The organism is Peribacillus simplex (assembly GCF_030123325.1).
Classification (GTDB): Bacteria; Bacillota; Bacilli; order Bacillales; family DSM-1321; genus Peribacillus; species Peribacillus simplex_D.
This window is the reverse complement of the sequence record NZ_CP126106.1, coordinates 5437518-5463871: the sequence shown is the minus strand read 5'-3', so window position 1 is coordinate 5463871 and position 26354 is coordinate 5437518. Positions and strand designations below refer to the sequence as shown.

The following is a 26354-nucleotide window of genomic DNA, read 5'->3' as shown; positions in this document are numbered from 1 at the left end:
ATATAAAGAATTTTGACATGCTTTTACATCTTGGGAAAAGGGGTCATACCCCGTTTAGGAGGAGTTGTAATGGAACGTTTTGCTAGTGTGGAGCGAAAGACGAATGAAACGGAAATAAGTTTGAAGTTTGGTGTGGATGGGGAAGGTAATTCCTCCATTAAGACGGGCGTTCCGTTTATGACGCATATGCTGGATTTGTTCACGAAACACGGGAAGTTTGATTTGACTGTAGAAGCAAACGGGGATACAGACGTGGACGATCATCATACAACTGAAGATATTGGCATTTGCTTGGGGCAGACGTTATTGGAAGCCCTTGGAGACAAGCGCGGGATAAAGCGTTACGGAAATGCTTTCGTACCTATGGATGAAGCACTCGCCCAGGTTGTCATCGATTTAAGCAATCGTCCGCACCTGGAGTTCCGGGCTGAGTTTCCTTCGCAAAAGGTCGGTACTTTCGATACTGAACTGGTGCACGAGTTTCTTTGGAAATTCGCTCTTGAAGCCAGGATGAACCTGCATGTAGTCGTTCATTACGGACACAACACACACCATATGATCGAAGCGATATTCAAAGCGCTTGGACGAGCGTTGGATGAAGCTACGACCATCGATCCGCGTGTCAAAGGCATCCCTTCGACGAAAGGAATGTTGTAAATGATCGGGATCGTCGATTATGGCATGGGGAATTTATTTTCCGTAAGTAAAGGGCTGGAGCGCCTTGGTGCCGATTCTTTCATTTCCGATGACCCAAAAGAACTTTCAAAGTCGAATGGGATCATTCTTCCCGGCGTGGGCTCTTTCAGGGATGCCATGAGTCTCTTGGAAAAACAAAAGCTTGATGAATTCCTGAAGGAATATGTAGCCGATGGAGGTTATCTTTTAGGCATCTGCCTTGGTATGCAGCTTCTCTTTGATGAAAGTGAGGAAAATGGACCTGCAAAGGGATTATCCCTCATCCCAGGTAAAGTCGTTCGTTTTAAGGGAGTGGATGCGGATGACCAGGTTTATAAAGTGCCGCACATGGGCTGGAATTGTCTTGAATTTAAACAGGCGTCACCAGTGAATGAGGGACTGGAAGAGGACCATGTTTATTTCGTCCATTCTTACTACGTCGATACGGATGAATCATTCGTTACCGCTTCGGCGACGTATGATGTGGAAGTGCCGGCGATCGTCGGTAAAGGGAATGTTTTCGGCATGCAGTTCCATCCGGAAAAAAGCGGGAAGATGGGCATGTCACTCTTGAGAAATTATCTGTCATTAGTGGAAGGGAAGGAAGAAGCATGAGCAACTTTACTATTTACCCGGCGATTGATATGCGCGGAGGCAAGTGCGTCCGCTTAATCCAGGGAGATTACAATCAGGAAACCGTTTATGGCGATTCCCCCTTCGATATGGCTAAAAGCTTTGCGGATCAAGGAGCCGATTGGATACATATGGTCGACCTTGACGGAGCCAAAGAGGGAGTGCGCATCAATGATTCATACGTAATAAAAGCTGCAAGTGAGTTAGGGGCCCGCATTCAAATCGGCGGCGGCATCCGTACGGAACGGGATATAGCCCATTACCTGGATAATGGAGTGGAACGGGTCATTTTAGGCAGTACGGCCGTTTCAGACCCTGATTTCACTAAAGATATGATAAGGAAATATGGAAGCCACATCGCAATCGGGATTGATGCGAAAGATGGCAAGGTTGCCACTCATGGTTGGCTTCAAACTTCTGGAACCCTTGCGATAGATCTTGGCAAATTACTGGCCGATGCTGGTGCAGAGACCTTTATCGTGACCGATATCGCGACGGATGGCATGCTTTCAGGTCCGAATGTGAAAGGCATATTGGCCATGGCGGAGGCAACTGGTAAAAATGTGATCGCTTCGGGAGGCATTAGTTCCCTCGAAGACCTTATCACCCTCAAAGAGTATGAAGCCCACGGCATTGCAGGGGCAATCATTGGCAAGGCACTTTATACCAATCGCTTTACTGTAGAAGAAGCACTAGAAAAGGTGCGTGGTTAAATGCTCACTAAACGAATTATTCCATGTCTCGATGTAAAGGATGGTCGCGTAGTCAAAGGGATACAATTTGTGTCCCTTAGGGATGCTGGAGATCCGGTCGAACTTGCAGCCTTTTACGATCAAGAAGGTGCCGATGAGCTTGTCTTCCTGGATATTTCCGCATCACATGAAGGCAGGGAAACGATAGTCGACGTCGTTCAAGTGGTAGCGGGCAGCTTGGCAATCCCGTTCACGGTGGGCGGCGGCATTAATTCATTGGCGGATATGAAGAAGATCTTACGGGCAGGTGCCGATAAGGTATCCTTAAATACAGCAGCCATCCTGCGCCCTGATTTAATAAATGAAGGTGCTGATTATTTTGGTTCCCAATGTATCGTTGTTGCCATAGACGCCCGATATGATGAAGAGCTTGGGTCATGGCGCGTATATACCCACGGCGGTCGGAAACCGACTGAATGGGAAGTGGTCGAGTGGGCAAAAGAAACCGTAATCCGCGGTGCGGGTGAAATTTTATTGACAAGCATGGATTGTGACGGCGAGAAAAAAGGGTTTAATATCGCTTTGACAAAAGCGGTATCTGAAGCCGTTTCAGTGCCGGTCATCGCCTCGGGCGGGGCTGGTAACGCCGAGCATTTCGAGGAAGCCTTCCAAGAAGGTAAAGCCGACGCAGCATTAGCCGCATCGATTTTTCATTATAAAGAAACATCCGTCAAAGAAGTCAAAGCGTTTCTCAAACAACAAGGAGTGGTTGTACGATGAATCTTGAAACTATTAAATACGACGAAAAAGGCCTGATACCGGCAATTATTCAAGATGCAGGAACCGGCGAAGTGCTGACACTTGCTTACATGAACCAAGAATCGCTGCAATTGTCGATTGAAAAAGGTGAAACGGTCTTCTTCAGCCGTTCGCGCAATGAATTATGGCATAAAGGGGCGACCAGCGGCAATACCCAGAAAATCATCGAGATGAAGTATGACTGTGATCAAGATGCATTAGTCGTTCGGGTCGTTCCTGCAGGTCCTGCATGCCATACAGGGGCAACAAGCTGTTTTAGTGAAACGATTTACCAAAACAGTGAAGCTGGACAAGACGTGAAGGCGAATGTGACTTTCTTGACGGAATTGGAAAGGTTGATTGAAAAAAGAAAATCGGAAATGCCTGAAGGTTCATATACTACCTACCTATTCGATAAGGGCGTAGATAAGATCCTGAAAAAAGTCGGTGAAGAAGCGGCAGAAGTGATCATTGCAGCTAAGAACCGTGATGCAGAGGAACTTTCGATGGAAAGTGCCGATCTCCTCTATCACTTATTCGTTCTTCTTCGGGAGCAGGAGTTGCCTTTCCAATCAGTGCTTGATGTATTGAAGGCTAGACATGCCGATAAGGACGAACCGAAAGAAACCGAATGAATGGTGATTGCCCTCCGTCAATAGGAGGGCTCAGACTGAAGACAAACTCGATGAAAATCAGGTTTGTCTTCAGTTTTTTTATGGCTTGTACAATTTGGACGTTGATTTCCGCTCCAGGCACTCGCTTTCCGCGGGCGGTTCGGGAGCCTCCTCGGCTTGTGCCTGCGGGGTCTCCCCTAGACGCGCTTTTCCCGCAGGAGTCTCGCACCTTCCTCTCCAATCAACTTCTGCTGCTAATTTTGGTGAAAGCCATACCTGAGATTTGAAGGTGTTGCTTTGTTCGGGCCCATCAGTATGAAAGAGAATCCCCATTTGGCTAGGGATGTCATTCGATTTTTTCTTAAAGAAAGCATGGTAATTACCGTTTTCCATTTTCTTGAATTGTTCGGCAAATTTTCTCCAATATGTTATAATACTATGGTTAATCAACTTGTAGATGGAGGATTACATGAGTAAAGACTCTAAATTTGGCCAACAGGCAAAAATTCTAACTTTTCACCCGACAGGTGAGTATTATTTCACCAAGGGTTTAAAAGCTTATCATAGACGAGAATTACCTAAATCAAAAAAATACCTGGAGCGTGCGCTGGAACTTGAACCTGCTGAACCGATGATAGCCTGTCAATTGGCAATCACCTGCTCGGAAATCGGTGAATATAATTATTCAAACAACCTATTGGAGAACATCTTGGATGTGATGGATCCCTATATGTCGGAATGTCATTACTTCCTGGCGAATAATTATGCCCACTTAGGCATGTTCAAGGAGGCTTATCGTCACGCCAGTGCTTATCTTGATAAAGAAGAAGACGGGGAGTTCAGCGATGATGCAGAGGATCTGCTTGAACTGATAACTTTTGAGTCGGATGAGTCAGAAGAAAACCCCTTTAAGCATGATGGGCTCATTACCAAACAGGAACAAGCCCGTGAGTACCTGGAATCAGGCAATTTCCCGAAGGCAATCGAAGTCCTGAAAGAAACGATTGCCGAGTACGAGGATTACTGGTCCGCTTATAATAACCTGGCACTTGCCTATTTCTATCTAGGTCAGGTAGATGAAGCGTTTGAAACACTTGATGAGGTACTGGAAAAAAGCCCAGGAAACCTGCATGCGCTTTGTAACCTTGTTGTTTTTCATCATTATCAACAGGATGAAGCAAAGGTTGAAGAACTCATACAGATGCTGGAGAAAATTCGGCCGATGCTATCCGAACATCGTTTCAAGCTTGGAGCGACCTTCGCTTTGATCGGAAACTATTCTTCTGCATATAGATGGCTGAAAGGACTCCAAAAGCAAGGGTTCGAGGGAGATGGAACCTTCTACTATTGGCTTACCATTTCCGCTTACCATTTAGGCCATGAACAGGCTGCCCAAAAGGCATGGAAAAAGGTCGTGGAAATGAACCCGGAAAAGGAAGGCATGGAGCCTTGGGGAGATATGAATACAACTTCAGATGGTTTTGAACATCATTTTCCTTCTATTATGAAAAGGCTGGAAAGTGAATTCATCGAAGAAAGGCTGTTTGCCATTTTCCTTCTGAAACATTCGGTTCATAAACAGAAGCTATTGAAAAACCAGGTCCTCAACCTAAATCAGAATTTCACTGATTTGGAACGTGATTATGCTGAACTTGTTCAAGTTCCAGCTAAGGATCGCCAATTAACACCGATTGATTTTGCCGATCGCACAGCTGAGTTATTATATCGTCATTTCCAACCGATACAATTAAACGAAGCCGGGCTCTATTTAATGTGGTTTTCCGTCTTCATCGAAGCGGTGAAATCCGAGCAGAAGTTAAATAATCCAGCAGGCTGGGCATCCGCTGTGGAGTACGTGTGGAATCAGCTTAAAAATGAGAAGGCGAGCAAACAGGCAATCGCAGACAAACATTTCATATCGGTGTCCACCTTATCGAAGTACGTAAAGTTGGTTCAAAACTTATTGGGATGAGCAGATATTTGGACGAAAAATTATTTGTTATATAGGATAATAGGTAGGGAACACTAACCGTAGTGAAGGTTCCATTTGTTATGGAATATGGAGGAGTGAAAACATGTCTGAAAAAATTTATGACGTTGTTATTATTGGAGCTGGTCCTGCAGGGATGACGGCGGCTGTCTATACATCACGTGCGAACCTTTCAACATTGATGTTAGAACGCGGAGTACCGGGCGGGCAAATGGCCAATACTGAGGAAGTAGAAAATTATCCTGGATTCGACACTATACTCGGACCTGAACTTTCAACGAAAATGTTTGACCATGCAAAGAAATTCGGTGCGGAGTATGCCTATGGGGATGTTAAGGAAATCATTGACGGTGAAGAGTATAAAACGATCAAAGCCGGTTCCAAGGAATTCAAAGCACGTTCAATCATCATTTCATCTGGTGCCGAATACAAGAAAATCGGCGTTCCTGGCGAAAAAGAATTGGGCGGCCGCGGTGTATCGTATTGTGCAGTTTGTGATGGTGCTTTCTTCAAGCAAAAAGAACTGTTCGTTATCGGCGGCGGAGACTCTGCTGTTGAAGAGGGTGTGTACTTAACCCGTTTTGCTTCAAAGGTGACGATCGTTCACAGACGTGACGAACTTCGTGCTCAAAAGATTCTTCAAGATCGTGCATTTGCCAATGAGAAAATTAACTTCATCTGGAACCATACTTTGAAGGAAATCAATGAAGAAGGCGGCAAAGTCGGCGGTGTCACTCTAGTTTCCACTGAAAACGGAGAAGAGACAGTGATGGACGCAGACGGTGTATTCATTTATATCGGAATGCTTCCGCTAACAAAACCATTTGAGAACTTGGGCATCTTGAATTCCACAGGATATATTGAAACGAATGATCGGATGGAAACACGCGTCCCTGGCATTTTTGCTGCTGGTGACGTTCGTGAAAAAACATTGCGCCAAATCGTTACGGCTACAGGCGATGGAAGCATTGCAGCTCAATCCGCTCAGCATTTTGTTGAGGAACTTCAAGAAAAATTGCAGCCAAAGGCATGATTTCAAGAATATGCAATCGTAATTCCGTTTTAACGACGTTGTAACACGCGTGAAATAATAATTGGGTATAGTATGGGTAGAAGTTGACCCCCTTTAATTATAAACGTTTAGGACACAGATTGAGTTTCTGTGTCTTTTTTTTGTTTTCCTGCTTTGAGACTATATCTTTGGTTCCAATTTTTAGGTCATTTTTAAATGGTTTTTAATGTGAAGTAAGCAAGCCCTTTGCATTTAGGCAGCGAAAGTGGAGAAGAATAGGAGTTAAGCAGGATAAAGGCTTACCTATGTGATTCCTTGCGAATGAATATTCCCCCAATGCAGGAAGTTTACTTTATTGTTAGCTCATTTCAAAAATAGTATAATGATAAGATATACTAAACATAATCATTCATAATGGTAAGAAGATGAAAAATACAACTTGTTTGAACTATTAGCATTTGTAAATCGCCAAATGGATATCTAGCGGCGGTTTAAGGATATAAACTGAATCTCTTCAACATGGGGGGAAGGTTTCTATAGTCGAGCAGAGCCAATTGAGGTGAAGAACGTGCAACGTGTCACAAACTGTGTATTGATAAAAGATAATCAAATCCTCTTATTGAAAAAGCCTAGACGCGGATGGTGGGTAGCGCCAGGCGGCAAGATGGAACCTGGGGAATCTGTACGCGATGCTTGCATTAGGGAATATCGCGAAGAAACGGGCGTTTATTTAAAAAACCCTTCCATCAAAGGTATTTTCACCTTCATTATGAAGGACGGGGATAAAGTTTTGTCAGAATGGATGATGTTCACTTTCTTTGCAACGGATTCCGATGGTGTAAATGTGGATGTTTGTGAAGAAGGGGAACTTAGCTGGCATCCGGTTGAAGATGTTAAAAAGCTGCTGATGGCTGAAGGTGATTTTCACATTCTGGACTATATGGTTCATGGAAGTGGGATCATCTATGGAACATTTACCTATACGCCTGAATTCAAGCTGCTTTCTTACCGATTGGATCCAGGTTAATTTTAAATATAAAAAAAGATATACATGGGGGCGGAGAAACTATGAGTACAGGGCAGATGAGTGAAACGCAATTGGTCATCATTACCGGAATGTCCGGAGCAGGTAAGACAGTGGCGGTTCAAAGTTTTGAAGACCTCGGCTTTTTTTGCGTCGATAATTTGCCGCCCACGCTATTGCCAAAGTTTTTGGAGTTAATGAAGGACTCCGGGAATAAGATGAATAAAGTGGCCCTTGTCATGGATTTGAGGGGGAGGGAGTTTTTTGATTCCTTATTTCTTGCACTGGATAATTTAACGGATACAGCGGCAGTATCACCAAGAATCCTTTTTCTTGATGCTGATGATGATTCCTTGGTACGCAGATATAAGGAAACGAGAAGGACCCACCCCCTTGCTCCATTAGGCCGGCCATTGGAAGGCATTAAAATGGAACGGGAACTTTTGGACGAATTGAAGGGAAGGGCTCAATTGATCTTTAATACTTCCCAACTGAAACCGCGCGAATTGAGGGAGAAGATCGCTTCGGAATTTTCTGCCGATAAAAGTGTCGGGTTTACAGTCAATGTCATGTCGTTCGGGTTCAAGCATGGCCTGCCCATAGATGCCGACCTTGTGTTTGATGTACGTTTCCTGCCAAATCCATATTATATTGACCATATGAGGCCAAGGACTGGCTTGGAACAAGAAGTTTCGAGTTACGTTTTAAAATGGAGTGAGACGCAAAAATTCTTGGAAAAAGTGACCGATCTGCTTGCATTCATGCTTCCATATTATAAACGTGAAGGGAAGGCACAGCTTGTTGTCGCAATTGGATGTACAGGCGGTCAGCACCGTTCAGTGGCGTTGACGGAGTATATTTCAAACCACTTCAAAAAGGATTACAGGGTTCAAGTATCACATCGCGATATCGAAAAAAGTAAGGGGAAAGCAGATGTTAAATAATAAGAAACAACCTAAGGTTGTGATCGTTGGAGGGGGAACCGGCCTTCCCGTTTTGTTGAGAGGGTTAAAGAAGCATCCAGTGGATATTACGGCAATCGTTACGGTAGCCGATGATGGTGGCAGTTCAGGCCGTCTTCGCGAGGATATGGACATCCCGGCTCCGGGCGATATCCGTAACGTGCTGGCTGCGTTATCGGATGTAGAGCCCCTTGTTGAACAAATGTTTCAACATCGCTTTCAGAGTAAAAATGAGCTGTCCGGGCATTCGCTGGGGAATTTGATACTGGCGGCAATGACCTCGTTGACCGGTGATTTCGTACATGCGATCCAGGAAATGAGTAAATTCCTTAATGTCCGCGGTAAAGTGCTCCCGGCTGCCAACCAAAGTGTGGTTCTCCATGCGGAGATGGATGACGGAACGATTGTTACAGGAGAATCCAAGATCCCCTTCTCAGGAAAGAAAATAAAAAAAGTTTTTCTGTCTCCTCATCATATAAAGCCGCTCAGTGAAACTCTCCAGGAAATCAAGCAGGCAGATCTTATTGTCATAGGTCCGGGAAGCCTATATACTAGCATTCTGCCTAACTTACTTGTCCCTGGCCTAGGAGAAGAGGTTGCCCGTTCCAAGGCTAAGAAGGTGTACATTTGCAATTTGATGACACAAGCCGGCGAGACGCTGGATTATAATGCGAGCGATCATATAAAAGCGATATATGACCATATGGGAAATGCATATATTGACAGGATACTTGTTAATAATGAGGAAATACCAAACGAGATTCAGCAACGCTATCAAGCTGAATATGCCAAACCGGTCATGTATGATGTGGAAAGTTTAAAACGGATGGGTCTTGAAATCATACAAGAACGCATTTTTAGCTATGAGGGGAATGTAATACGCCATGACACGAAAAAAGTGGCGGATTTGCTTTATAATATGCTTGTAAATGAAACTAAAAGCCCCATAATACCGTAGATATAATCGGGGACGGTTTTTGATTGATAAAAATAGATTACCTGCGTTCGATTGGGGGTGAAATGGATGTCTTTTGCTTCAGAAACGAAAAAAGAGCTTACTACATTAGAGGGAAAGGATTGCTGCGGAAAAGCGGAATTATGTGCGCTTATCCGGATGAACGGATCCCTTTCATTTTCTAATCGGAAGCTTGTTGTGGATATTCAAACTGAGAATGCTGCGATTGCCAGAAGGATCTATACGCTGCTGAAAAAAAGTTATGAGGTCCAGGTCGAGCTGTTGGTCCGTAAAAAGATGAAGCTTAAAAAGAATAATGTATATATTGTCAGGATGTCATCCGGAGGGCAGCGGGTTTTAACCGATTTGGAAATTTTAGGCGATGGCTTTGAAATTCTCCATGATATATCCGATACTATAGTTGGGAAGAAATGCTGTAAGCGTTCTTACCTGAGAGGTGCATTTCTTGCGGGGGGTTCGGTAAATAATCCGGAAACGTCTTCCTATCACCTCGAGATTTTCTCACTTTATAAAGAGCACAATGATGCCCTGTGTGAGCTAATGAATAAGTTTGGCTTGAAGGCCAAGACGCTTGAACGCAAGAAAGGGTATATCATTTATTTGAAAGAAGCCGAAAAAATTGCCGAGTTTTTAAGTATAGTTGGCGCCCATTCAGCTTTATTAAGGTTCGAGGATGTACGGATTGTCCGTGATATGCGTAATTCAGTGAATCGGCTTGTGAATTGTGAAACAGCCAATTTGAACAAAACGATCGGGGCTTCATTGCGCCAGGTTGAAAATATCCATTATATCGAGGATACGGTAGGACTGAGCATTTTACCGGATAAGCTTCGGGAAATTGCGGAACTCAGGATAGCGTTTCAGGATATAACCTTAAAGGAACTTGGGGAAATGGTATCCGGTGGAACCATCAGTAAGTCCGGGATTAATCACCGATTACGAAAGATTGATGAAATAGCTGACAGGCTCCGTGGGGGAGAGGCTATTGCTGCGAAAAAATAAAGCTAACAGGGGAGATCAAGATGGTGGAAAAACAAGTTGAGGTAAAATTGAAGACGGGTTTGCAAGCGCGGCCGGCGGCTCTTTTTGTACAAGAAGCTAACCGCTTTCATTCAGATGTTTTTCTTGAAAAAGAAGGAAAGAAAGTGAATGCAAAAAGTATAATGGGGTTAATGAGCCTTGCCATCAGTTCTGGCGTGTCCGTGAAGTTAATCGTCGAAGGACGCGATGAAAAAGAAGCGTTAGAGGCATTGGAAGAGTTCGTTCAGCAAGAGGGTTAAATGATAGGGATGCCTAAAAGTGCATCCTTTTCTTTTATCATCTAAAAAAGGCTCCGGAAGTCGCTTGAGGCGATCTCCGGAGCCTTTTGTTGCATAATTATTTAGAGTCTTTTTTGTCATCAAGGATGCTGCGCGTGATGACTTTGTCAATCAAGCCATATTCAAGAGCTCTTTCGGAAGTCATGAAGTTATCACGTTCCGTATCTCTTTGAAGGACTTCAATAGGTTGACCAGTACGTTCTGCCAGGATTTGGTTCAGTTTATCTTTCAAGTGAAGGATACGGCGGGCAGCAATTTCAATTTCCGTAGCTTGACCTTGAGCTCCTCCAAGCGGTTGGTGAATCATGACTTCACTGTTTGGCAACGCATAACGTTTGCCTTTTTCGCCAGCGGCCAATAGGAAAGCGCCCATGGAAGCGGCCATACCGATGCATACTGTTGATACATTAGGTTTGATATATTGCATAGTATCGTAAATGGCCATACCGGAAGTGATGCTTCCGCCAGGGCTGTTGATGTATAGAGTGATATCTTTTTCAGGATTTTCCGCTTCTAAAAATAGTAATTGAGCAACAATGGAATTGGAAACATTATCGTCAATTGCACTTCCTAGCATAATGATCCGGTCTTTTAATAAACGGGAGTAAATATCGTAGGCACGCTCCCCACGACTTGTTTGTTCGATAACTGTAGGAATTAAATTCATGTTCATTTCCTCCTTCGATTAAGAGAATCATTTAAATTCTTTATGTATGTATGATACACTTTTTGGTCAATTTAGGTCAAACAAAACAAACCCTATATTGGATAATTTGTTCGACAATTTTCTGGCTAAGGCTCCTTCCCGATAGATTAGTTTATATTTATGCCGCGCAGGGATGAATTTCCACATTACCCATAATACCCAAAAGACAAAGTTTTAAACCTGATACCCCTTGCAAAGAAGGGGATTCTATCATATAATGAAGTCTGTTGAAAAATATTTTCTATCACGCCCTCGTAGTGCAACGGATAGAACGCAAGCCTCCGAAGCTTGAAATGCAGGTTCGATTCCTGCCGAGGGCATTACCAATCTTCTGCTTAATAAAGTGGGGGATTTTTTATTGGGCATTTTTAAGCGATTCCCTAAGATTTTTGGTGAATTCACTCGATTTCCGTAATATTCCATCGAATCCTGTAATGCATTTCCTATCTTGAAAATATTGGCCCACACTATTGAAAAATGGTGATTTTTCAATAAAAGTAGTTGTTAAATTTGCATTTCTAACATATAGTATTTAAAACAAATAAACTATTCAGAAAAAAATCGTAAGCGTTTTCATGGGTTTTTGTGTAGAATTTTCTCCTGATAATGTAAAATGGAGTGGGGGAGGGATGAATCGATGAGTATGAATATGAAAGCAGGACTTTTTCAACAGCAAACATTAAAGATGGCAATGACCCAGGAGCTTATGCAAGCTATTACATTGCTGCAATACTCCTCGCAGGAGCTATCGGCTTTTTTAGAAAATAAAATGGTGGAGAATCCATTACTGTCCATAGATCAGCCAACATCTTCTTTATTTCAGCCAACTTTTGACCGGAAAAAGGGTAAACGGACTCTTAAAAATACGTATGATGCCAACTATTGGATTGAACAGATCAGTGAAGATACTTTATCGCTTGAACAGCATATCATGTCCCAGGTGAATCACCAGCAGTTTTCGGGTGAGCAGCAGAAGGCAATGCTGCTATTAATTCATAACCTTGATGAAAACGGTTACTTGAGGACTCAGCTGAATGATATATGCGTCCCAGGCATATCTCCGGACGTTCTGGAAGAGAGTCTCTCGATTTTACAGGAGCTCGAGCCGCATGGCATTGGAGCGAGAAACCTTCAGGAATGCCTTTTGCTTCAAGTGATAGCAGAAGGGGGGAACCTGCTGGCAGAATCGATCATAGAAAATCATTTCCTCGATTTTGCTGAAAAGCGCTGGAAGGACCTAAGTAAGAAAATCGGTGTTACAATGAAGGAGATTCAAGAGGTCTTTGATTATGTCCAGACGTTGAACCCGCGTCCGGCTTCGCTCTTTTTTCAGGAAAAGCCTTCTTATATAGTGCCGGATGTGGTCGTGGAAGTTCGGGATGGCATGCTGCTTGTCGGGAATTATGATGGTAACACACCCAACCTTAATGTGGATAAAGGGTATTTAAACCGAATGAAGAGCCATAAGGATCAGGGAGTTCAACGGTTTATCCAGGATAAGTGGCAGGAATACCAATGGATCTCCAGAGGGATCCAACAAAGAAAAGAAACTATATTGAAGGTCATTCAGTGCATCGTCGAAAAACAGCCGGCGTGTTTTCATCATGGCCTGAACTATTTGAAGCCGATGACGATGAAAGAAATAGCTGACGAACTTGGTATACATGAGTCCACAGTTAGCCGGGCGGTTAAAGGGAAATACGTGCAGACACCATTTGGCACGATAGAGATGCGGATATTTTTCACTACTTCTTTGCAGTCAGTCGGCCTTGATGAAGATATGTCGGGCATGCAAGCAAAAAAGAGCCTGCAGGCAGCCATCAATGGGGAAAATAAACAAAAGCCGCTTTCGGATCAAGACCTGGCAGAACGGTTGAAAGAGGAGCATGGAATTATCCTGGCACGCCGAACCGTTGCCAAATACCGGGAACAATTAGGGATCCCTTCTTCATCTAAACGAAAAAGATATGATTGAAAAGGATGAGTGGTTTGGAATCAAATGCGTTTGTTTTATATAGTAGGGATAAATGCCCGTTATGTGATAAGGCCAAGCAGGTACTTGAAGAAGTGAAAGCGGAGTCGGGCATAGGCTATAAGGAAATCGATATCCATACGGATGATGATTTGCTAGAGAAATTCGGGCTGATGATTCCTGTCGTAGAATGGAAAGATGATATCGTTCAATACGGAAATGTTGATAAATCAGCTCTAAATAGGCTTTTGGAAAAATAATTTTTCAAATCATTTGAAGAAACATTCCGTTCCTGCTAGAATAAAATATGTAGCAGGAATATTTTTTTGTTTTAAGTGGGACAGAAAATGACTACGCGGGACATTAAATGTCCAACTTAACTTTTTAGGAGTTTTAAATATGCGTACATTACTCGAGGTACAAAGAAAATTATTACCAGATTTCCTTCTGGTTATGCAAAAAAGATATGATATCCTGCGTTATATCAAAATGATGCAGCCGGTTGGAAGGCGCAGTCTGTCCGTGAGCCTTAATTTGACAGAACGGACGCTAAGAGGCGAGGTTGATTTTCTGAAAAGTCAGAACCTGGTTAACATATTCAGCTCTGGCATGACGCTGACTGATGAAGGGATTGAAATCCTGGATAAGTTGGAAGGAATAATGCGTGAAGTAATGGGTATAGACATAATGGAACGGCAATTGCAGGATTTGTTACAAGTGGATGAGGTCATTATTGTCTCAGGAAATTGTGATGAGACCCCATGGGTGAAAAAAGAATTGGGTAAAGCTTGTGCAAACCGTATGAAACGGGAATGGAACTCAAAGAATATCATTGCGGTTACTGGCGGATCGACAATGGCGGAAGTGGCTAATTCGTTGTCACCTGATGAAGCGTCGAAGAAATTGATATTTGTCCCTGCCCGCGGGGGAATTGGTGAAGCGGTGCAGAATCAGGCCAATACGATTGTCGAAAAAATGGCACAGAAGGCACAGGCCTCATACAGAGTGTTATATGTACCCGATCAATTAAGCGGTGAGGTATATGCTTCGTTTCAGAAGGAACCTGCAATTAAAGAAGTGATATCCCAAATTAAATCTGCCGATATGATCATTCATGGAATCGGTGATGCCATGGCGATGGCAGAGAGAAGAAATTCTTCGCCAGAAATGTTAAAGAAGCTGTTAGATGGAAATGCTGTAGGAGAGGCATTCGGTTATTATTACGATGAAAACGGCAAAGTTGTTCATAAAGTTTTGACAGTCGGCATCCAGTTAGATGACCTTAGTCCTGAAAAGCGAGTGATAACTGTGGCAGGTGGCAAAACTAAAGCAAAGGCTATCCGTTCCTACATGAAAGGCGCACCTTCATCAACCGTTTTGATCACGGATGAAGCAGCGGCACAAGAGTTAATTCAGGGGAATTACACCCCTTAATATAATTGCGAACTTAAAAGGAGGAATTTTTCATGGCAGTAAAAGTTGGTATTAATGGTTTTGGACGTATTGGACGTAATGTATTTCGTGCGGCATTGAGTAATCCTGGGGTAGAGATTGTTGCTATTAACGACTTAACGGATGCTAATATGTTAGCGCACCTTCTTCAATACGATACAATTCATGGATCTCTTAATGAAAAAGTAACAGTTGATGGGGATTACCTTGTTGTTGATGGTCACAAAGTAAAAGTATTGGCCGAACGTGATCCTGCACAATTAGCATGGGGTGAACTGGGAGTAGAAGTAGTTGTAGAATCTACAGGACGTTTCACAAAACGTGCGGATGCAGCTAAGCATTTAGAAGCTGGCGCGAAAAAAGTAATCATCTCTGCTCCTGCATCTGATGAAGATATCACGATTGTAATGGGTGTAAATGAAGACAAATATGATGCAGCAAACCACCATGTTATCTCTAATGCTTCTTGTACAACGAACTGCTTGGCTCCTTTTGCTAAAGTGCTTCATGAACAATTCGGAATCAAACGCGGTATGATGACTACTGTTCACTCTTATACAAATGATCAGCAAATCCTTGATTTGCCTCATAAAGATTACCGTCGTGCACGGGCAGCCGCCGAGAATATCATTCCTACAACAACTGGGGCAGCAAAAGCTGTTGCACTTGTCCTTCCTGAACTTAAAGGGAAATTGAATGGTATGGCAATGCGCGTACCTACTCCAAACGTGTCTGTTGTCGACCTTGTTGCAGAGCTTGAAAAAGACACAACAGTTGAAGAAGTTAATGCAGCATTCAAAAAGGCTTCTGAAGGCGAATTGAAAGGAATCCTTGAGTACAGCGAACTTCCGCTAGTATCAACTGACTATAACGGTAGCCCATCATCATCTACAATTGATGCCCTTTCCACAATGGTAATGGAAGGGAACATGGTTAAAGTGTTATCTTGGTATGATAATGAAACTGGATATTCTAGCCGTGTTGTTGATTTGATCGACTATTTGGCTAAAAAAGGATTGTAATTAGAATAATAAAAAAAACCTCACCAAGGTGAGGTTTTTTTTATCACACCTCTAAAAAAACTTGGCAGAAGATGATATTATTAGTAAGTCATTAATCAGTCAAGCGTTTACATTTCTTGTTTTTGGATAATTTCCTGCAAACCGACTATAATGAAAAAGAGAAAAGGGGAGTTGGGAAATTTGCCCTCTCCCTTTTTGGCTAAAAGAATCAAAAATATGATAACAATATCTAAGGAGGTTCTTGGATTATGAATAAAAAGTCGATTAAAGATATTGAATTAAAGGGGAAACGCGTATTTTGCCGTGTTGATTTCAATGTGCCGATGCAGGACGGAAAGATTTCGGACGATACTAGAATCAAAGCAGCACTGCCGACGATTTCCTATCTGACGGAACAGGGAGCTAAAGTCATCTTAGCCAGCCACCTTGGCCGTCCTAAAGGACAAGTCGTTGAAGAATTACGTCTGGCACCTGTTGCAAAAAGATTAAGCGAACTTAGTGGCAAAGACGTGAAAAAGGCAGAAGAAGCTTACGGAGAGACCGTGCAATCAATCATTGGTAACATGCAAAATGGCGAAATCCTGTTGTTGGAAAACGTTCGTTTCTATCCAGGAGAAGAGAAGAACGATCAAGAATTGGCGAAGTCATTTGCTGCACTGGCTGATGTTTATGTTAACGATGCATTCGGGGCTGCGCATCGTGCACATGCTTCAACTGAAGGAATAGCGCACCATCTCCCAGCCGTTGCCGGATTGCTGATGGAAAAAGAGCTTTCTGTACTAGGAAAGGCCCTATCGAACCCGGAACGTCCTTTTACAGCGATAATTGGCGGAGCAAAAGTAAAGGATAAGATAGGCGTCATCGAAAACCTTTTGGAAAAAGTCGATCACTTGATCATTGGTGGTGGTCTTGGTTATACATTCATTAAAGCGCAAGGTCATGAAATCGGTAATTCTTTATTGGAAGAAGACAAAATAGAATTGGCCAAATCTTTCATCGAAAGTGCAAAAGAAAAGGGCGTAAAACTTCATTTGCCTATCGATGCAGTCGTAACGGCTGAATTTTCACCTGATGCAGAGACAGAGAATGTCGATATCGATGCTATTCCAAATGATAAAATGGCACTTGATATCGGTCCAAAAACAAGTGATTTATTTGCGGATGTAATCAAAAGTTCTAAGCTTGTCATTTGGAATGGACCAATGGGTGTATTCGAGTTCGATAAATTTGCGAATGGAACGAGAACGGTTGCTGAAGCATTGGCGGAAGCAAAAGATACGTACAGCATTGTAGGCGGAGGAGATTCAGCCGCAGCTGCAGAAAAGTTTGGCTTGGCAGAAAAGATGTCCCATATTTCAACTGGCGGCGGTGCATCTCTTGAGTTCATGGAAGGCAAAGAGTTGCCTGGCGTTGTGGCCTTGAACGATAAATAAGATCAATCCGTTACATACTTCAACTTTAGAAGGGATGAGAAACCAAATGCGTAAACCGATTATTGCAGGAAACTGGAAAATGAATAAAACACTATCTGAAGCGACTGCCTTTTTAGAAGAAGTGAGCAATTTGATTCCGAAGCAAGATGTAATTGATACGGTTGTATGTGCTCCAGCTTTATTTTTGGATCAGCTGGTTCAAGCAGCAAAAGGAACCGATGTGAAACTCGGGGCGCAGAACATGCACTTTGAAGAAAGCGGTGCTTTCACAGGAGAAATCAGCCCAATCGCATTGGCTGATCTTGGTGTATCCTACGTCATACTTGGTCATTCTGAGCGCCGGGAAATGTTCAACGAAACGGATGAAGCCGTTAATAAAAAAGCTCATGCCGCTTTTGCCCACCAGTTGACCCCGATCGTTTGCTGCGGTGAAACACTTGAGCAAAGGGAAGCTGGCGAAACGAATGATTTCGTAGGCAGCCAGATTGAAAAAGGCCTGGCAGGTTTATCTGACGATCAATTGAAACAAGCCGTTATTGCTTATGAGCCGATTTGGGCGATTGGAACAGGAAAATCTTCATCTGCTCAAGATGCAAATGAAGTTTGTGCACATATCCGCTCAGTTGTTGCCGACAAATTTTCAAATGAAGCAGCTGCAGCCATCCGCATTCAGTACGGTGGCAGTGTAAAACCTGAGAATATTAAAGAGTACATGGCACAGCCTGATATAGACGGTGCGTTGGTTGGCGGTGCAAGCCTGAAACCCGATTCATTTTTACAATTGCTGGAGGCTGGTCACTATGAGTAAGTCGCCTGTGGCACTTATCATCTTAGACGGATTTGGCTGCCGTAACGAAGAAAAGGGAAATGCTGTTTATCATGCGAAAAAACCGAACTTTGACCGTTACTGGGAACAGTATCCTCATTCCCATTTAACGGCAAGCGGGGAAGCGGTCGGCTTGCCTGCCGGTCAAATGGGAAACTCGGAAGTTGGGCATTTGAATATCGGGGCAGGCCGGATCGTTTATCAAAGTCTGACCCGTGTGAACCTGGCTATCCGTGAAGGCGAGTTTGCACAAAACCCAACTTTGGTCGATGCCATGAGCCATACCAAGGAAAAAGGCACGGACCTTCATCTTTTCGGTCTTCTTTCAGATGGCGGCGTGCACAGTCATATCGATCATATGTACGCCCTGCTGAAATTGGCCGCAAAAGAAGGAGTTAAAAATGTATATGTACATGCATTTTTGGATGGCCGTGATGTCGGACCGAAAACGGCGCAGGGTTATATTAAGGAAGCGGAAGCGAAAATGAAGGAAATCGGTGTTGGTCAGTTTGCGACCATATCCGGACGATATTATTCGATGGACCGTGATAAGCGATGGGAACGTGTGGAGAAATCCTACCGTTCGATGGTGTATGGTGATGGCCCTGCTTACTCTTCTGCAATGGAATGTGTCGAGGATTCCTACGAACATGGTATTTTTGACGAGTTCGTGATACCTTCGGTCATAACGGCGGAAGACGGTAAGCCGGTGGCAACGATTAAAAATGAGGATGCCGTAATCTTTTATAACTTCCGTCCAGACCGGGCGATCCAGATTTCCAATACGTTCACGAATGAGGATTTCCGCTCATTTGACCGCGGTCCTGGACATCCGAAGCATCTCCATTTTGTCTGTTTGACACATTTTTCAGAAACAGTTGACGGATATGTTGCATTTAATCCGACAAATCTTGATAATACATTAGGGGAAGTACTTTCCCAAAACCAGCTTACCCAGCTTCGTATCGCTGAAACTGAAAAATATCCGCATGTGACGTTTTTCATGAGCGGCGGACGTGAAGAGAAGTTTCCTGGTGAAGAGAGGATTTTAATTAATTCTCCGAAAGTCGCTACATATGATTTACAACCGGAAATGAGTGCTTATGAAGTGACGGATGCATTGGTGGAACAGATTGAGGCTGACCGCTTTGATGCCATTCTCTTGAATTTTGCCAACCCGGACATGGTTGGTCATTCAGGGATGCTTGAGCCTACCATTAAAGCGATTGAAACAGTGGATGAATGCCTAGGCAGGATTGTCGATTTAATCGTCTCAAAAGGCGGTACAGCAATCATTACCGCTGACCATGGTAATGCTGATGAAGTCGTGACGCTTGAAGGCAACCCCATGACAGCCCATACTACGAATCCCGTGCCTGTCATTATCACTAAAAATCAGGTAACATTAAGAACAGGTGGTATCTTAGGCGATTTAGCTCCAACGATGCTTGATTTGCTTGGAGTCGAAAAACCTGTTGAAATGACAGGGAAATCCCTATTATCTAAATAAAAATGTGAATAGGAAAAGGAGAGATTTATAATGCCGTACATTGAACATGTATATGCACGTGAAGTGCTAGATTCCCGTGGTAACCCAACAATAGAAGTAGAAATTCAAACAGAGTCCGGATACTTCGGACGTGCAATCGTACCATCAGGTGCTTCAACAGGGGAACACGAAGCGGTTGAGCTTCGTGACGGAGATAAATCTCGTTACCTGGGTAAAGGGGTACAAAAAGCAGTAGATAATGTAAATGATATCATTGCTGAAGCTGTCATCGGTTTGGATGTAACGAACCAAGCAGGCCTTGACCTTACTATGATTGAATTGGATGGCACTGAAAACAAAGGAAACCTGGGAGCTAATGCAATCCTTGGCGTGTCAATGGCTGCTGCCCATGCCGCTGCGGAATTTTCAGGTTTACCATTGTATCGTTACCTTGGAGGGTTCAATGCGAAACAACTTCCAACTCCAATGATGAACATCATTAACGGCGGATCACATGCCGATAACAATGTAGACTTCCAGGAATTCATGATCCTTCCTGTAGGCGCTCCTAGCTTCAAAGAAGCGGTTCGTATGGGTGCTGAAGTATTCCATGCTTTGAAATCTGTCCTTTCTGCCAAAGGCTTGAATACGGCAGTCGGCGATGAAGGCGGCTTTGCGCCAAACCTTGGTTCGAACCGTGAAGCACTTCAAGTCATCATCGAGGCAATTGAAAAGGCTGGCTATAAAGCAGGCGAAGATATCTATCTTGGCATGGACGTAGCTTCATCTGAATTCTATAATAAAGAAACAGGCAAATATGATCTTGCAGGCGAAGGCCGCAATGGTGTTACATCCGAAGAAATGGTTGCTTTCTATGAAGAGCTAGTGAATGAGTTCCCTATTCTCTCCATCGAAGACGGCCTGGATGAAAATGACTGGGAAGGCCACAAACTTTTAACGGAACGCATCGGTTCTAAAGTTCAACTAGTTGGTGACGATCTATTTGTGACGAACACAAAAAAATTGGCTGAAGGCATCGAAAAAGGCATCGGTAACTCCATCCTGATCAAAGTGAACCAAATTGGTACACTGACAGAAACGTTTGATGCAATCGAAATGGCTAAACGTGCAGGCTACACTGCAGTCGTTTCCCACCGTTCAGGTGAAACGGAAGATGCAACGATCGCTGATATTGCCGTTGCAACAAACGCAGGACAAATCAAAACTGGTTCCATGTCCCGTACAGACCGTATCGCTAAATACAACCAACTTCTTCGCATCGAAGACCAGCTTGGTGACTTGGCTGTATATGCAGGCTTGAAATCTTTCTATAACTTGAAGAAGTAATTATTTTGGGATTCCGCTTCTGACAAGAAGATGGGTTCTGCATAGTTATTTCTTTTCAACTCCCATCCAATGTGAGAATTCACATTGGATGGGAGTTTTTTTGCTTACAACGTTAGCCGTCCAGTCACTGATTCCAGCTTGGATCAGGGCTGATAAAAGGAATTAATCAAACGTTTGATTAATAAAAAAAAAGGTGCCGCAACCGGGCACCTTTTTTTATTTATTCGATACAGCTTCCACTGGTACGGCATTATAGTATTCTTCTAATGTAATCTTAGCTTCAAAGATTTCAGTTGCGGTAGCGACACCAACATAACGGATGTGCCATGGTTCGTATTTATACCCTGTGATGTTTTCCTTGCCTTCAGGGTAGCGGATGATAAATCCGTATTCATGTGCATGTTCAGCAAGCCAGGCCGCTTCATTCGTATCACCGAAGCAGTCTTGGGCAGCGCATGCACCGTCGTGGGTCGTGACGTCAATCGCCAGGCCCGTTTCATGCTCGCTTGTCCCAGGCATTGCGCTGTAGGTTTTCGCTTTTTCTTCCCCGTCCTTAGCCACATAGTTATTAAAGACCGTGATTTGTGTTTGGTGTGAGCGGTAAGCGGAAACGCCGGCAAAGTGCATGTTGTCTTTCTCGGCAGCCTGGAACATTACTTCAAGAGCTTTCCCCGCTTCTTCACGCATCATTCTTTTTTCGATTTTATCTTGAAAGATGAAATCCACTTTTGGGTAGATAAGGTCATCGGGTTTGTAATCTTCAGGCAGGCTGTATTGTTTATTGACAAGTACAGGTATGTCTTCCGGATGGGCTAACGTCTGAAGGCCAGCCTGTGCCGGTTTAGCCGCTTCATCAACTTCCACCTGGCGTTGGGCCGATTCTTTTGAATCATCATTCTTGTCGGCTTCTGACTCTGTCTCTGTCTCCGTATCCGTATCTGTATCCTGGGAGCTCGGTTGTTCTTCTTTTTGCTCTTTTTCATGATCGCTTGTCAGGTCGGATGAACAGCCAGCCATCAGAATGAAAGATGATAGAGCGGTTGCTGCAAATATAGGTTTTAACATATGAAAGGCCCCTTGCTTTTAATATAAGATTTCCAATAAAAGTAGTTTTGAAAAATTATCGTGATAAGTAATCCCTTGTTAATTCACTTTGATATTTATCAAGGAATAAGCCAATCCAGACGACCATCAATAAAAATGGATAATCATTACGAACTGCTGTTTCCACGACGGGATCAGACCAAAAGTTCGAAAGGAAACCAGATGACATCCTGATTGTCTCGAATGTGACAAGGGCGTGAAACGATAACCAAAGAATCGTAAGAGTATTGGTCCCAAACCCAATGACCGCTGCTATGACGCTCAGCAAGGCGGCTGCCGCCCCGATCAGGAGGACATTGAAGCTTGATTGGAAAAAGTCGGTACCGCTATTGGAAAGTCCATTATAAATAATAGCAGTAAAATAAACGGTTGTCGTGATATATGCAGCAAATAATAAGTATCGATTTCCGTGATACTTTGCCAGCAGCAATAAAAGCGGTGATAGGATAATTAATAGGACACTGATAAAATTGCTACCGCCTGTCCATAAAGAATAGCCGGCAACCGCCGAGAATAGGATGGTCAGGAGATCAAGAATCCGAAGTATGGACTTAAACATATTGACACCTCTTTCTCTATTTATTCAAATTATCTCAAACTTTGTTTCAAAAAGAAATAAATGACTATGGGTTTTTAGGAATTCTTACCATCATAGTATAACAAAGATTGTGGATATTTATTGGGTGTGGTAAAGTTAAAGTAATTGTTTATTGGTTCTTCAGGAGGTGTAATTGCATGCATGCATTTCTCATAACGCTTTTAGTGATTGTCAGTATCGCCCTCATTGTGACGGTATTGCTTCAATCAGGTAAGAGTGCAGGTTTATCCGGTGCGATTGCCGGCGGTGCTGAGCAGCTATTCGGAAAGCAAAAGGCACGCGGTTTGGACCTGATTTTACATCGTGCAACGATAGTATTGGCGATTTTTTTCTTTGCTTTAACTTTACTTGTTGCTTTCTTTGATGTGTAATGGATCAAAAATGAGTCTAGCTAATTAGCTAGGCTTTTTTCTTTGCACAATAGTTGCATGAATAGATATAGTGATTTTAGTACTTAATTATAAGATAGGGATTTTTTTCATTCTATTTACCGATAAAGGAGTTTGAAGTCATGAAAATCAAGCTGCAGCAGCCCTTTACTTTTGAAGGCGGAAAAAGGGCTGTCTTACTTTTACATGGATTTACGGGGAATTCGGCGGATGTACGGATGCTGGGCCGTTATTTGGAGAAACAGGGATACACCTGCCATGCCCCGCACTATAAAGGGCATGGCGTTCCCCCAGAGGAGCTGGTGAAAACGGGTCCGGAAGATTGGTGGAAAGATGTCATGATGGCCTATGATTTTCTGAAAAGCAAAGGCCATGAAGAAATTGCTGTTGCAGGACTCTCATTAGGAGGCGTATTTTCTCTTAAATTAGGTTACACTGTACCTATAAAGGGTATCGTATCAATGTGTGCGCCTATGCATATCAAAAGTGAAGAAATGATGTTTAAAGGAGTATTGGAGTACGCCAGAGAATTTAAGAAGTATGAAGGTAAAACTCAAGAGCAAATAGAGCTTGAAATGGACCTCCTTGCCGATAAACCGATGAATACATTGAAAGCCCTTCAGGAATTGATAACGGATGTACGGGAGCACGTCGACCTTATTTACGCTCCGACGTTTGTCGTGCAGGGCCGGCATGATGATGTTATCAATCCCAAAAGTGCCGATATTATTATTGATTCCATAGAATCACCGGTCAAACGAATCAAGTGGTATGAAGAATCCGGCCATGTCATAACTCTTGATAAAGAAAAAGACCAGTTGCATGAAGATGTATTGGAATTTTTAGAAAGTCTGGATTGGTCCGAATAACAAATTTATTATACCCTGAATAGGAGGGTTTTCATGGAAGATAACATTCAAGAACATATTAATAAGCTTCTGACATATATGACGGATGAAGCGTATAAGCCATTAACGGTACAAGAACTGGAAGAGGCTTTGAAAATCGAAGACTCGGCAGATTTCAAGAATTTCGTTAAGGCTTTAGTGAAGATGGAAGAAAAGGGATTGGTGGTCAGAACGAGGAGCAATCGTTACGGCCTGCCGCAAAAAATGAATTTGTTCCGCGGTAAATTAACGGGACATGCAAAGGGATTCGCTTTTGTGACACCTGACGATAACCCGGGAATGGATGATATTTTCATTCCGCCAAATGAAACGGGCACAGCGATGCATGGAGATGTCGTCATGGTACGAGTATCTTCGGAAACATCGGGCTCAAGGCAAGAAGGCACGGTCATCAGAATACTTGAACGCGGAATTACACAGGTGGTCGGTACATACTCCGAAAGCAAAAGTTTTGGTTTCGTCATTCCTGATGATAAAAAGATCGCAAGCGATATCTTCATTCCACAGCACGCTTCACATGGAGCGGTAGAGGGCCATAAGGTTGTCGTCAAGCTCACTTCCTATCCTGAAGGTCGCATAAGTGCTGAAGGCGAAGTCATTGAGATTCTGGGGCATAAAAATGACCCTGGTGTGGATATTCTTTCCGTGATCCATAAATATGGTTTGCCGATGGAGTTCCCGGAAGACGTAATGGAGCAAGCCAATGCCGTTTCGGATACCATTCAAGAAAGTGAAATTGGCAGCCGCAGGGATTTGCGCAATGATGTTTTGGTCACGATTGATGGAGCGGATGCAAAGGACCTGGATGATGCCGTCACTGTTTCTAAACTTGAAAATGGCAATTACAAGCTGGGTGTTCATATTGCTGATGTCAGCCATTATGTGAAGGAAGGATCTCCAATCGATAAGGAAGCTTTGGAAAGAGGGACGAGCGTATATTTGGTGGACAGGGTCATTCCAATGATCCCGCATCGTTTATCGAATGGCATTTGTTCCTTGAACCCGCAAGTCGATCGTTTTACACTATCTTGTGAAATGGAAATCACGCCAGATGGCAAAGTCGTCAATCATGAGATTTTTGAAAGTGTCATTAAGACGACGGAACGTATGACATATGGCAATGTGAACAAAATCCTTGTGGATAAAGATGAAGAACAGCTCGAACGCTATGAAGCGTTGGTGCCAATGTTCCAGGACATGGAGAAGTTAGCGGCCATCCTTCGTAAAAACCGGATGAACCGCGGTGCGATCGACTTTGATTTCAATGAAGCGAGAGTCATCGTTGATGAAGAGGGCCATCCGACTGATGTGGTTTTACGTGAAAGGTCGGTAGCGGAAAAGCTGATTGAAGAGTTCATGCTTGCGGCTAATGAAACCGTTGCAGAGCATTTCCACCGTCTTGACGTTCCGTTCATCTACCGTATTCATGAAGATCCAAAGCCGGAAAAACTGCAGCGTTTCTTCGAATTCATTACGAATTTCGGATATATTGTAAGGGGATCGGCCAATGACGTCCATCCTAAGGCGTTACAGGAAATCATCGAGGCAGTTGCCGGTAAACCGGAAGAAACGGTCATTTCAACCGTCATGCTTCGTTCCATGCAACAGGCGAAATATGATCCGGAGAGCTTAGGTCACTTTGGATTATCTGCTGAGTTTTATACACATTTCACCTCGCCGATTCGCCGTTACCCGGATTTGATCGTGCACAGGTTGATCAGGACCTACTTGGTGGAAGGTAAAATGGATGAAGCCACGAAGGAGAAATGGAATGCCAACTTACCTGAAATTGCCGATCATACGTCGAAACGTGAACGTCGCTCGGTCGATGCTGAACGGGAAACGGATGATCTGAAGAAAGCGGAATATATGCTGGATAAAATCGGCGAAGAGTATACCGGGATCATTGGTTCGGTTACGAATTTCGGGATGTTCGTCGAGTTGCCGAACACCATTGAAGGACTTGTCCATGTCAGCTTCATGACGGATGATTATTACCGCTTCGATGAGCGTCAGCTTGCAATGATCGGGGAGCGTACCGGTAATGTGTTCCGGATTGGCGATGAGATCGACGTACGTGTTTCCAACGTCAATAAAGAGGAACGCGCCATCGATTTTGAAATTATCGGCATGAAGGTAAGCCGTCCGCGTCCATCTGGCGAAAAGAAAATATTCAAGGCCAATTCAGGTGAACGCAAACGCGGCCGAGGCGGCAATGGGGGACGTAAGGAAGGAAATGGCGGCGGCCGTAATGGAGATTCGCCTTCTTCTGGAAAAAAACCGAAAAAGAAGAAAAAATTCTTTGAAAATGCGCCAGCTGCCAAGCGCAAGAGAAAACCAAAAAAGAGATAAAGATTGAGGCGGGGGGATGATCATTTCATCCTCTCGCCGCGATTGGATGTAAAAAGGGGAG

The 26354-nt window shown here is 43.5% G+C and carries 26 protein-coding genes and 1 tRNA gene; 24 read left to right on the top strand and 3 right to left on the bottom strand.

Annotation, left to right across the window (positions count from 1 at the left end; all coding sequences use genetic code 11):
• Positions 1-69 precede the first annotated feature (69 nt).
• The 12 genes from hisB (at position 70) to QNH43_RS26055 (ending at position 10656) form a co-directional block, all read left to right on the top strand.
• The gene (gene hisB, locus QNH43_RS26110; protein ID WP_283916261.1) at positions 70-657 is read left to right on the top strand and encodes an imidazoleglycerol-phosphate dehydratase HisB; all 588 of its coding nucleotides are present in this window, start codon (positions 70-72) and stop codon (positions 655-657) included.
• Positions 658-1290: an imidazole glycerol phosphate synthase subunit HisH gene (gene hisH / locus QNH43_RS26105; RefSeq protein ID WP_076368252.1), complete on the top strand. Its 633-nt coding sequence runs from the start codon at positions 658-660 to the stop codon at positions 1288-1290.
• A complete protein-coding gene (gene hisA / locus QNH43_RS26100; RefSeq protein ID WP_283916260.1) occupies positions 1287-2021 on the top strand; it encodes a 1-(5-phosphoribosyl)-5-[(5-phosphoribosylamino)methylideneamino]imidazole-4-carboxamide isomerase in 735 nt (244 codons plus the stop codon). Before hisH ends, hisA begins: the two co-directional genes overlap by 4 nt.
• Positions 2022-2780 (top strand): imidazole glycerol phosphate synthase subunit HisF, encoded by a 759-nt coding sequence (gene hisF, locus QNH43_RS26095; protein ID WP_283916259.1) that lies wholly within the window; start codon positions 2022-2024, stop codon positions 2778-2780.
• On the top strand, positions 2777-3433 hold the full coding sequence (gene hisIE / locus QNH43_RS26090) for a bifunctional phosphoribosyl-AMP cyclohydrolase/phosphoribosyl-ATP diphosphatase HisIE (RefSeq protein ID WP_283916258.1): 657 nt from the start codon (positions 2777-2779) through the stop codon (positions 3431-3433). The genes hisF and hisIE overlap by 4 nt, the downstream gene beginning before the upstream one ends.
• A gap of 448 nt (positions 3434-3881) precedes the next feature.
• Positions 3882-5384, top strand: coding sequence for a tetratricopeptide repeat protein (locus QNH43_RS26085; protein WP_283916257.1), 1503 nt, complete (start codon positions 3882-3884; stop codon positions 5382-5384).
• Positions 5385-5487: 103 nt separating this feature from the next.
• The gene (trxB, locus tag QNH43_RS26080; protein WP_283916256.1) at positions 5488-6435 is read left to right on the top strand and encodes a thioredoxin-disulfide reductase; all 948 of its coding nucleotides are present in this window, start codon (positions 5488-5490) and stop codon (positions 6433-6435) included.
• A gap of 547 nt (positions 6436-6982) precedes the next feature.
• Positions 6983-7441: an NUDIX hydrolase gene (locus tag QNH43_RS26075; RefSeq protein ID WP_141992820.1), complete on the top strand. Its 459-nt coding sequence runs from the start codon at positions 6983-6985 to the stop codon at positions 7439-7441.
• 41 nt (positions 7442-7482) lie between these two features.
• On the top strand, positions 7483-8382 hold the full coding sequence (gene rapZ / locus QNH43_RS26070; protein ID WP_076368244.1) for an RNase adapter RapZ: 900 nt from the start codon (positions 7483-7485) through the stop codon (positions 8380-8382).
• Complete coding sequence (locus QNH43_RS26065) at positions 8372-9358, top strand: gluconeogenesis factor YvcK family protein (RefSeq protein ID WP_283916255.1); 987 nt, start codon at positions 8372-8374, stop codon at positions 9356-9358. Before rapZ ends, QNH43_RS26065 begins: the two co-directional genes overlap by 11 nt.
• A gap of 66 nt (positions 9359-9424) precedes the next feature.
• A complete protein-coding gene (gene whiA, locus QNH43_RS26060; RefSeq protein ID WP_034309971.1) occupies positions 9425-10378 on the top strand; it encodes a DNA-binding protein WhiA in 954 nt (317 codons plus the stop codon).
• A 20-nt stretch (positions 10379-10398) separates the two neighbouring features.
• Entirely contained in the window at positions 10399-10656 is a 258-nt protein-coding gene (locus QNH43_RS26055) for an HPr family phosphocarrier protein (RefSeq protein ID WP_048688029.1), read from the top strand.
• Positions 10657-10753: 97 nt separating this feature from the next.
• Here QNH43_RS26055 and clpP read toward each other — a convergent pair whose 3' ends face one another.
• Positions 10754-11362: an ATP-dependent Clp endopeptidase proteolytic subunit ClpP gene (gene clpP, locus QNH43_RS26050; RefSeq protein ID WP_063233960.1), complete on the bottom strand. Its 609-nt coding sequence runs from the start codon at positions 11360-11362 to the stop codon at positions 10754-10756.
• Positions 11363-11649: 287 nt separating this feature from the next.
• On the opposite strand from clpP, the gene QNH43_RS26045 reads away from it, so the two are divergent.
• The 9 genes from QNH43_RS26045 (at position 11650) to eno (ending at position 20942) form a co-directional block, all read left to right on the top strand.
• Positions 11650-11721: transfer RNA gene (locus QNH43_RS26045), tRNA-Arg, on the top strand.
• Between the two features lie 317 nt (positions 11722-12038).
• Positions 12039-13376 (top strand): RNA polymerase factor sigma-54, encoded by a 1338-nt coding sequence (gene rpoN, locus QNH43_RS26040; RefSeq protein WP_349654791.1) that lies wholly within the window; start codon positions 12039-12041, stop codon positions 13374-13376.
• 14 nt (positions 13377-13390) lie between these two features.
• The gene (locus tag QNH43_RS26035; RefSeq protein WP_260320840.1) at positions 13391-13633 is read left to right on the top strand and encodes a glutaredoxin family protein; all 243 of its coding nucleotides are present in this window, start codon (positions 13391-13393) and stop codon (positions 13631-13633) included.
• Positions 13634-13772: 139 nt separating this feature from the next.
• Positions 13773-14807, top strand: a complete 1035-nt coding sequence (locus QNH43_RS26030; RefSeq protein WP_098371545.1) for a sugar-binding transcriptional regulator — start codon at positions 13773-13775, stop codon at positions 14805-14807.
• A 32-nt stretch (positions 14808-14839) separates the two neighbouring features.
• Complete coding sequence (gene gap / locus QNH43_RS26025; protein WP_283916254.1) at positions 14840-15847, top strand: type I glyceraldehyde-3-phosphate dehydrogenase; 1008 nt, start codon at positions 14840-14842, stop codon at positions 15845-15847.
• A gap of 248 nt (positions 15848-16095) precedes the next feature.
• Positions 16096-17280, top strand: a complete 1185-nt coding sequence (locus QNH43_RS26020; RefSeq protein WP_283916253.1) for a phosphoglycerate kinase — start codon at positions 16096-16098, stop codon at positions 17278-17280.
• A 46-nt stretch (positions 17281-17326) separates the two neighbouring features.
• A complete protein-coding gene (gene tpiA / locus QNH43_RS26015) occupies positions 17327-18088 on the top strand; it encodes a triose-phosphate isomerase (protein ID WP_283916252.1) in 762 nt (253 codons plus the stop codon).
• Entirely contained in the window at positions 18081-19616 is a 1536-nt protein-coding gene (gpmI, locus tag QNH43_RS26010) for a 2,3-bisphosphoglycerate-independent phosphoglycerate mutase (protein ID WP_283916251.1), read from the top strand. The genes tpiA and gpmI overlap by 8 nt, the downstream gene beginning before the upstream one ends.
• Positions 19617-19646: 30 nt before the next feature.
• Positions 19647-20942 (top strand): phosphopyruvate hydratase, encoded by a 1296-nt coding sequence (gene eno / locus QNH43_RS26005; protein WP_076368237.1) that lies wholly within the window; start codon positions 19647-19649, stop codon positions 20940-20942.
• A gap of 216 nt (positions 20943-21158) precedes the next feature.
• On the opposite strand, the gene QNH43_RS26000 is transcribed toward eno, so the two are convergent.
• On the bottom strand, positions 21159-22007 hold the full coding sequence (locus tag QNH43_RS26000) for a M15 family metallopeptidase (protein ID WP_283916250.1): 849 nt from the start codon (positions 22005-22007) through the stop codon (positions 21159-21161).
• 55 nt (positions 22008-22062) lie between these two features.
• Positions 22063-22605, bottom strand: a complete 543-nt coding sequence (locus QNH43_RS25995) for a hypothetical protein (RefSeq protein WP_283916249.1) — start codon at positions 22603-22605, stop codon at positions 22063-22065.
• Between the two features lie 176 nt (positions 22606-22781).
• Between QNH43_RS25995 and secG the strand changes: the two genes are divergently transcribed.
• From secG to rnr, 3 genes are all read left to right on the top strand, one after another.
• Positions 22782-23015: a preprotein translocase subunit SecG gene (gene secG / locus QNH43_RS25990; RefSeq protein ID WP_076368234.1), complete on the top strand. Its 234-nt coding sequence runs from the start codon at positions 22782-22784 to the stop codon at positions 23013-23015.
• Positions 23016-23155: 140 nt separating this feature from the next.
• The gene (locus QNH43_RS25985) at positions 23156-23902 is read left to right on the top strand and encodes an alpha/beta hydrolase (protein WP_098371539.1); all 747 of its coding nucleotides are present in this window, start codon (positions 23156-23158) and stop codon (positions 23900-23902) included.
• Positions 23903-23935: 33 nt separating this feature from the next.
• Entirely contained in the window at positions 23936-26293 is a 2358-nt protein-coding gene (rnr, locus tag QNH43_RS25980) for a ribonuclease R (protein ID WP_283916248.1), read from the top strand.
• Positions 26294-26354 lie beyond the last annotated feature (61 nt).

Bases quoted from the DNA above. Each gene is read 5' to 3' on its own strand.
- hisB (WP_283916261.1), top strand. From the start codon at position 70: ATGGAACGTTTTGCTAGTGTGGAGCGAAAGACGAATGAAACGGAAATA.
- hisH (WP_076368252.1), top strand. From the start codon at position 658: ATGATCGGGATCGTCGATTATGGCATGGGGAATTTATTTTCCGTAAGT.
- hisA (WP_283916260.1), top strand. From the start codon at position 1,287: ATGAGCAACTTTACTATTTACCCGGCGATTGATATGCGCGGAGGCAAG.
- hisF (WP_283916259.1), top strand. From the start codon at position 2,022: ATGCTCACTAAACGAATTATTCCATGTCTCGATGTAAAGGATGGTCGC.
- hisIE (WP_283916258.1), top strand. From the start codon at position 2,777: ATGAATCTTGAAACTATTAAATACGACGAAAAAGGCCTGATACCGGCA.
- QNH43_RS26085 (WP_283916257.1), top strand. From the start codon at position 3,882: ATGAGTAAAGACTCTAAATTTGGCCAACAGGCAAAAATTCTAACTTTT.
- trxB (WP_283916256.1), top strand. From the start codon at position 5,488: ATGTCTGAAAAAATTTATGACGTTGTTATTATTGGAGCTGGTCCTGCA.
- rapZ (WP_076368244.1), top strand. From the start codon at position 7,483: ATGAGTACAGGGCAGATGAGTGAAACGCAATTGGTCATCATTACCGGA.
- QNH43_RS26065 (WP_283916255.1), top strand. From the start codon at position 8,372: ATGTTAAATAATAAGAAACAACCTAAGGTTGTGATCGTTGGAGGGGGA.
- whiA (WP_034309971.1), top strand. From the start codon at position 9,425: ATGTCTTTTGCTTCAGAAACGAAAAAAGAGCTTACTACATTAGAGGGA.
- QNH43_RS26055 (WP_048688029.1), top strand. From the start codon at position 10,399: ATGGTGGAAAAACAAGTTGAGGTAAAATTGAAGACGGGTTTGCAAGCG.
- clpP (WP_063233960.1), bottom strand. From the start codon at position 11,362: ATGAATTTAATTCCTACAGTTATCGAACAAACAAGTCGTGGGGAGCGT.
- rpoN (WP_349654791.1), top strand. From the start codon at position 12,039: ATGAGTATGAATATGAAAGCAGGACTTTTTCAACAGCAAACATTAAAG.
- QNH43_RS26030 (WP_098371545.1), top strand. From the start codon at position 13,773: ATGCGTACATTACTCGAGGTACAAAGAAAATTATTACCAGATTTCCTT.
- gap (WP_283916254.1), top strand. From the start codon at position 14,840: ATGGCAGTAAAAGTTGGTATTAATGGTTTTGGACGTATTGGACGTAAT.
- QNH43_RS26020 (WP_283916253.1), top strand. From the start codon at position 16,096: ATGAATAAAAAGTCGATTAAAGATATTGAATTAAAGGGGAAACGCGTA.
- tpiA (WP_283916252.1), top strand. From the start codon at position 17,327: ATGCGTAAACCGATTATTGCAGGAAACTGGAAAATGAATAAAACACTA.
- gpmI (WP_283916251.1), top strand. From the start codon at position 18,081: ATGAGTAAGTCGCCTGTGGCACTTATCATCTTAGACGGATTTGGCTGC.
- eno (WP_076368237.1), top strand. From the start codon at position 19,647: ATGCCGTACATTGAACATGTATATGCACGTGAAGTGCTAGATTCCCGT.
- QNH43_RS26000 (WP_283916250.1), bottom strand. From the start codon at position 22,007: ATGTTAAAACCTATATTTGCAGCAACCGCTCTATCATCTTTCATTCTG.
- QNH43_RS25995 (WP_283916249.1), bottom strand. From the start codon at position 22,605: ATGTTTAAGTCCATACTTCGGATTCTTGATCTCCTGACCATCCTATTC.
- secG (WP_076368234.1), top strand. From the start codon at position 22,782: ATGCATGCATTTCTCATAACGCTTTTAGTGATTGTCAGTATCGCCCTC.
- QNH43_RS25985 (WP_098371539.1), top strand. From the start codon at position 23,156: ATGAAAATCAAGCTGCAGCAGCCCTTTACTTTTGAAGGCGGAAAAAGG.
- rnr (WP_283916248.1), top strand. From the start codon at position 23,936: ATGGAAGATAACATTCAAGAACATATTAATAAGCTTCTGACATATATG.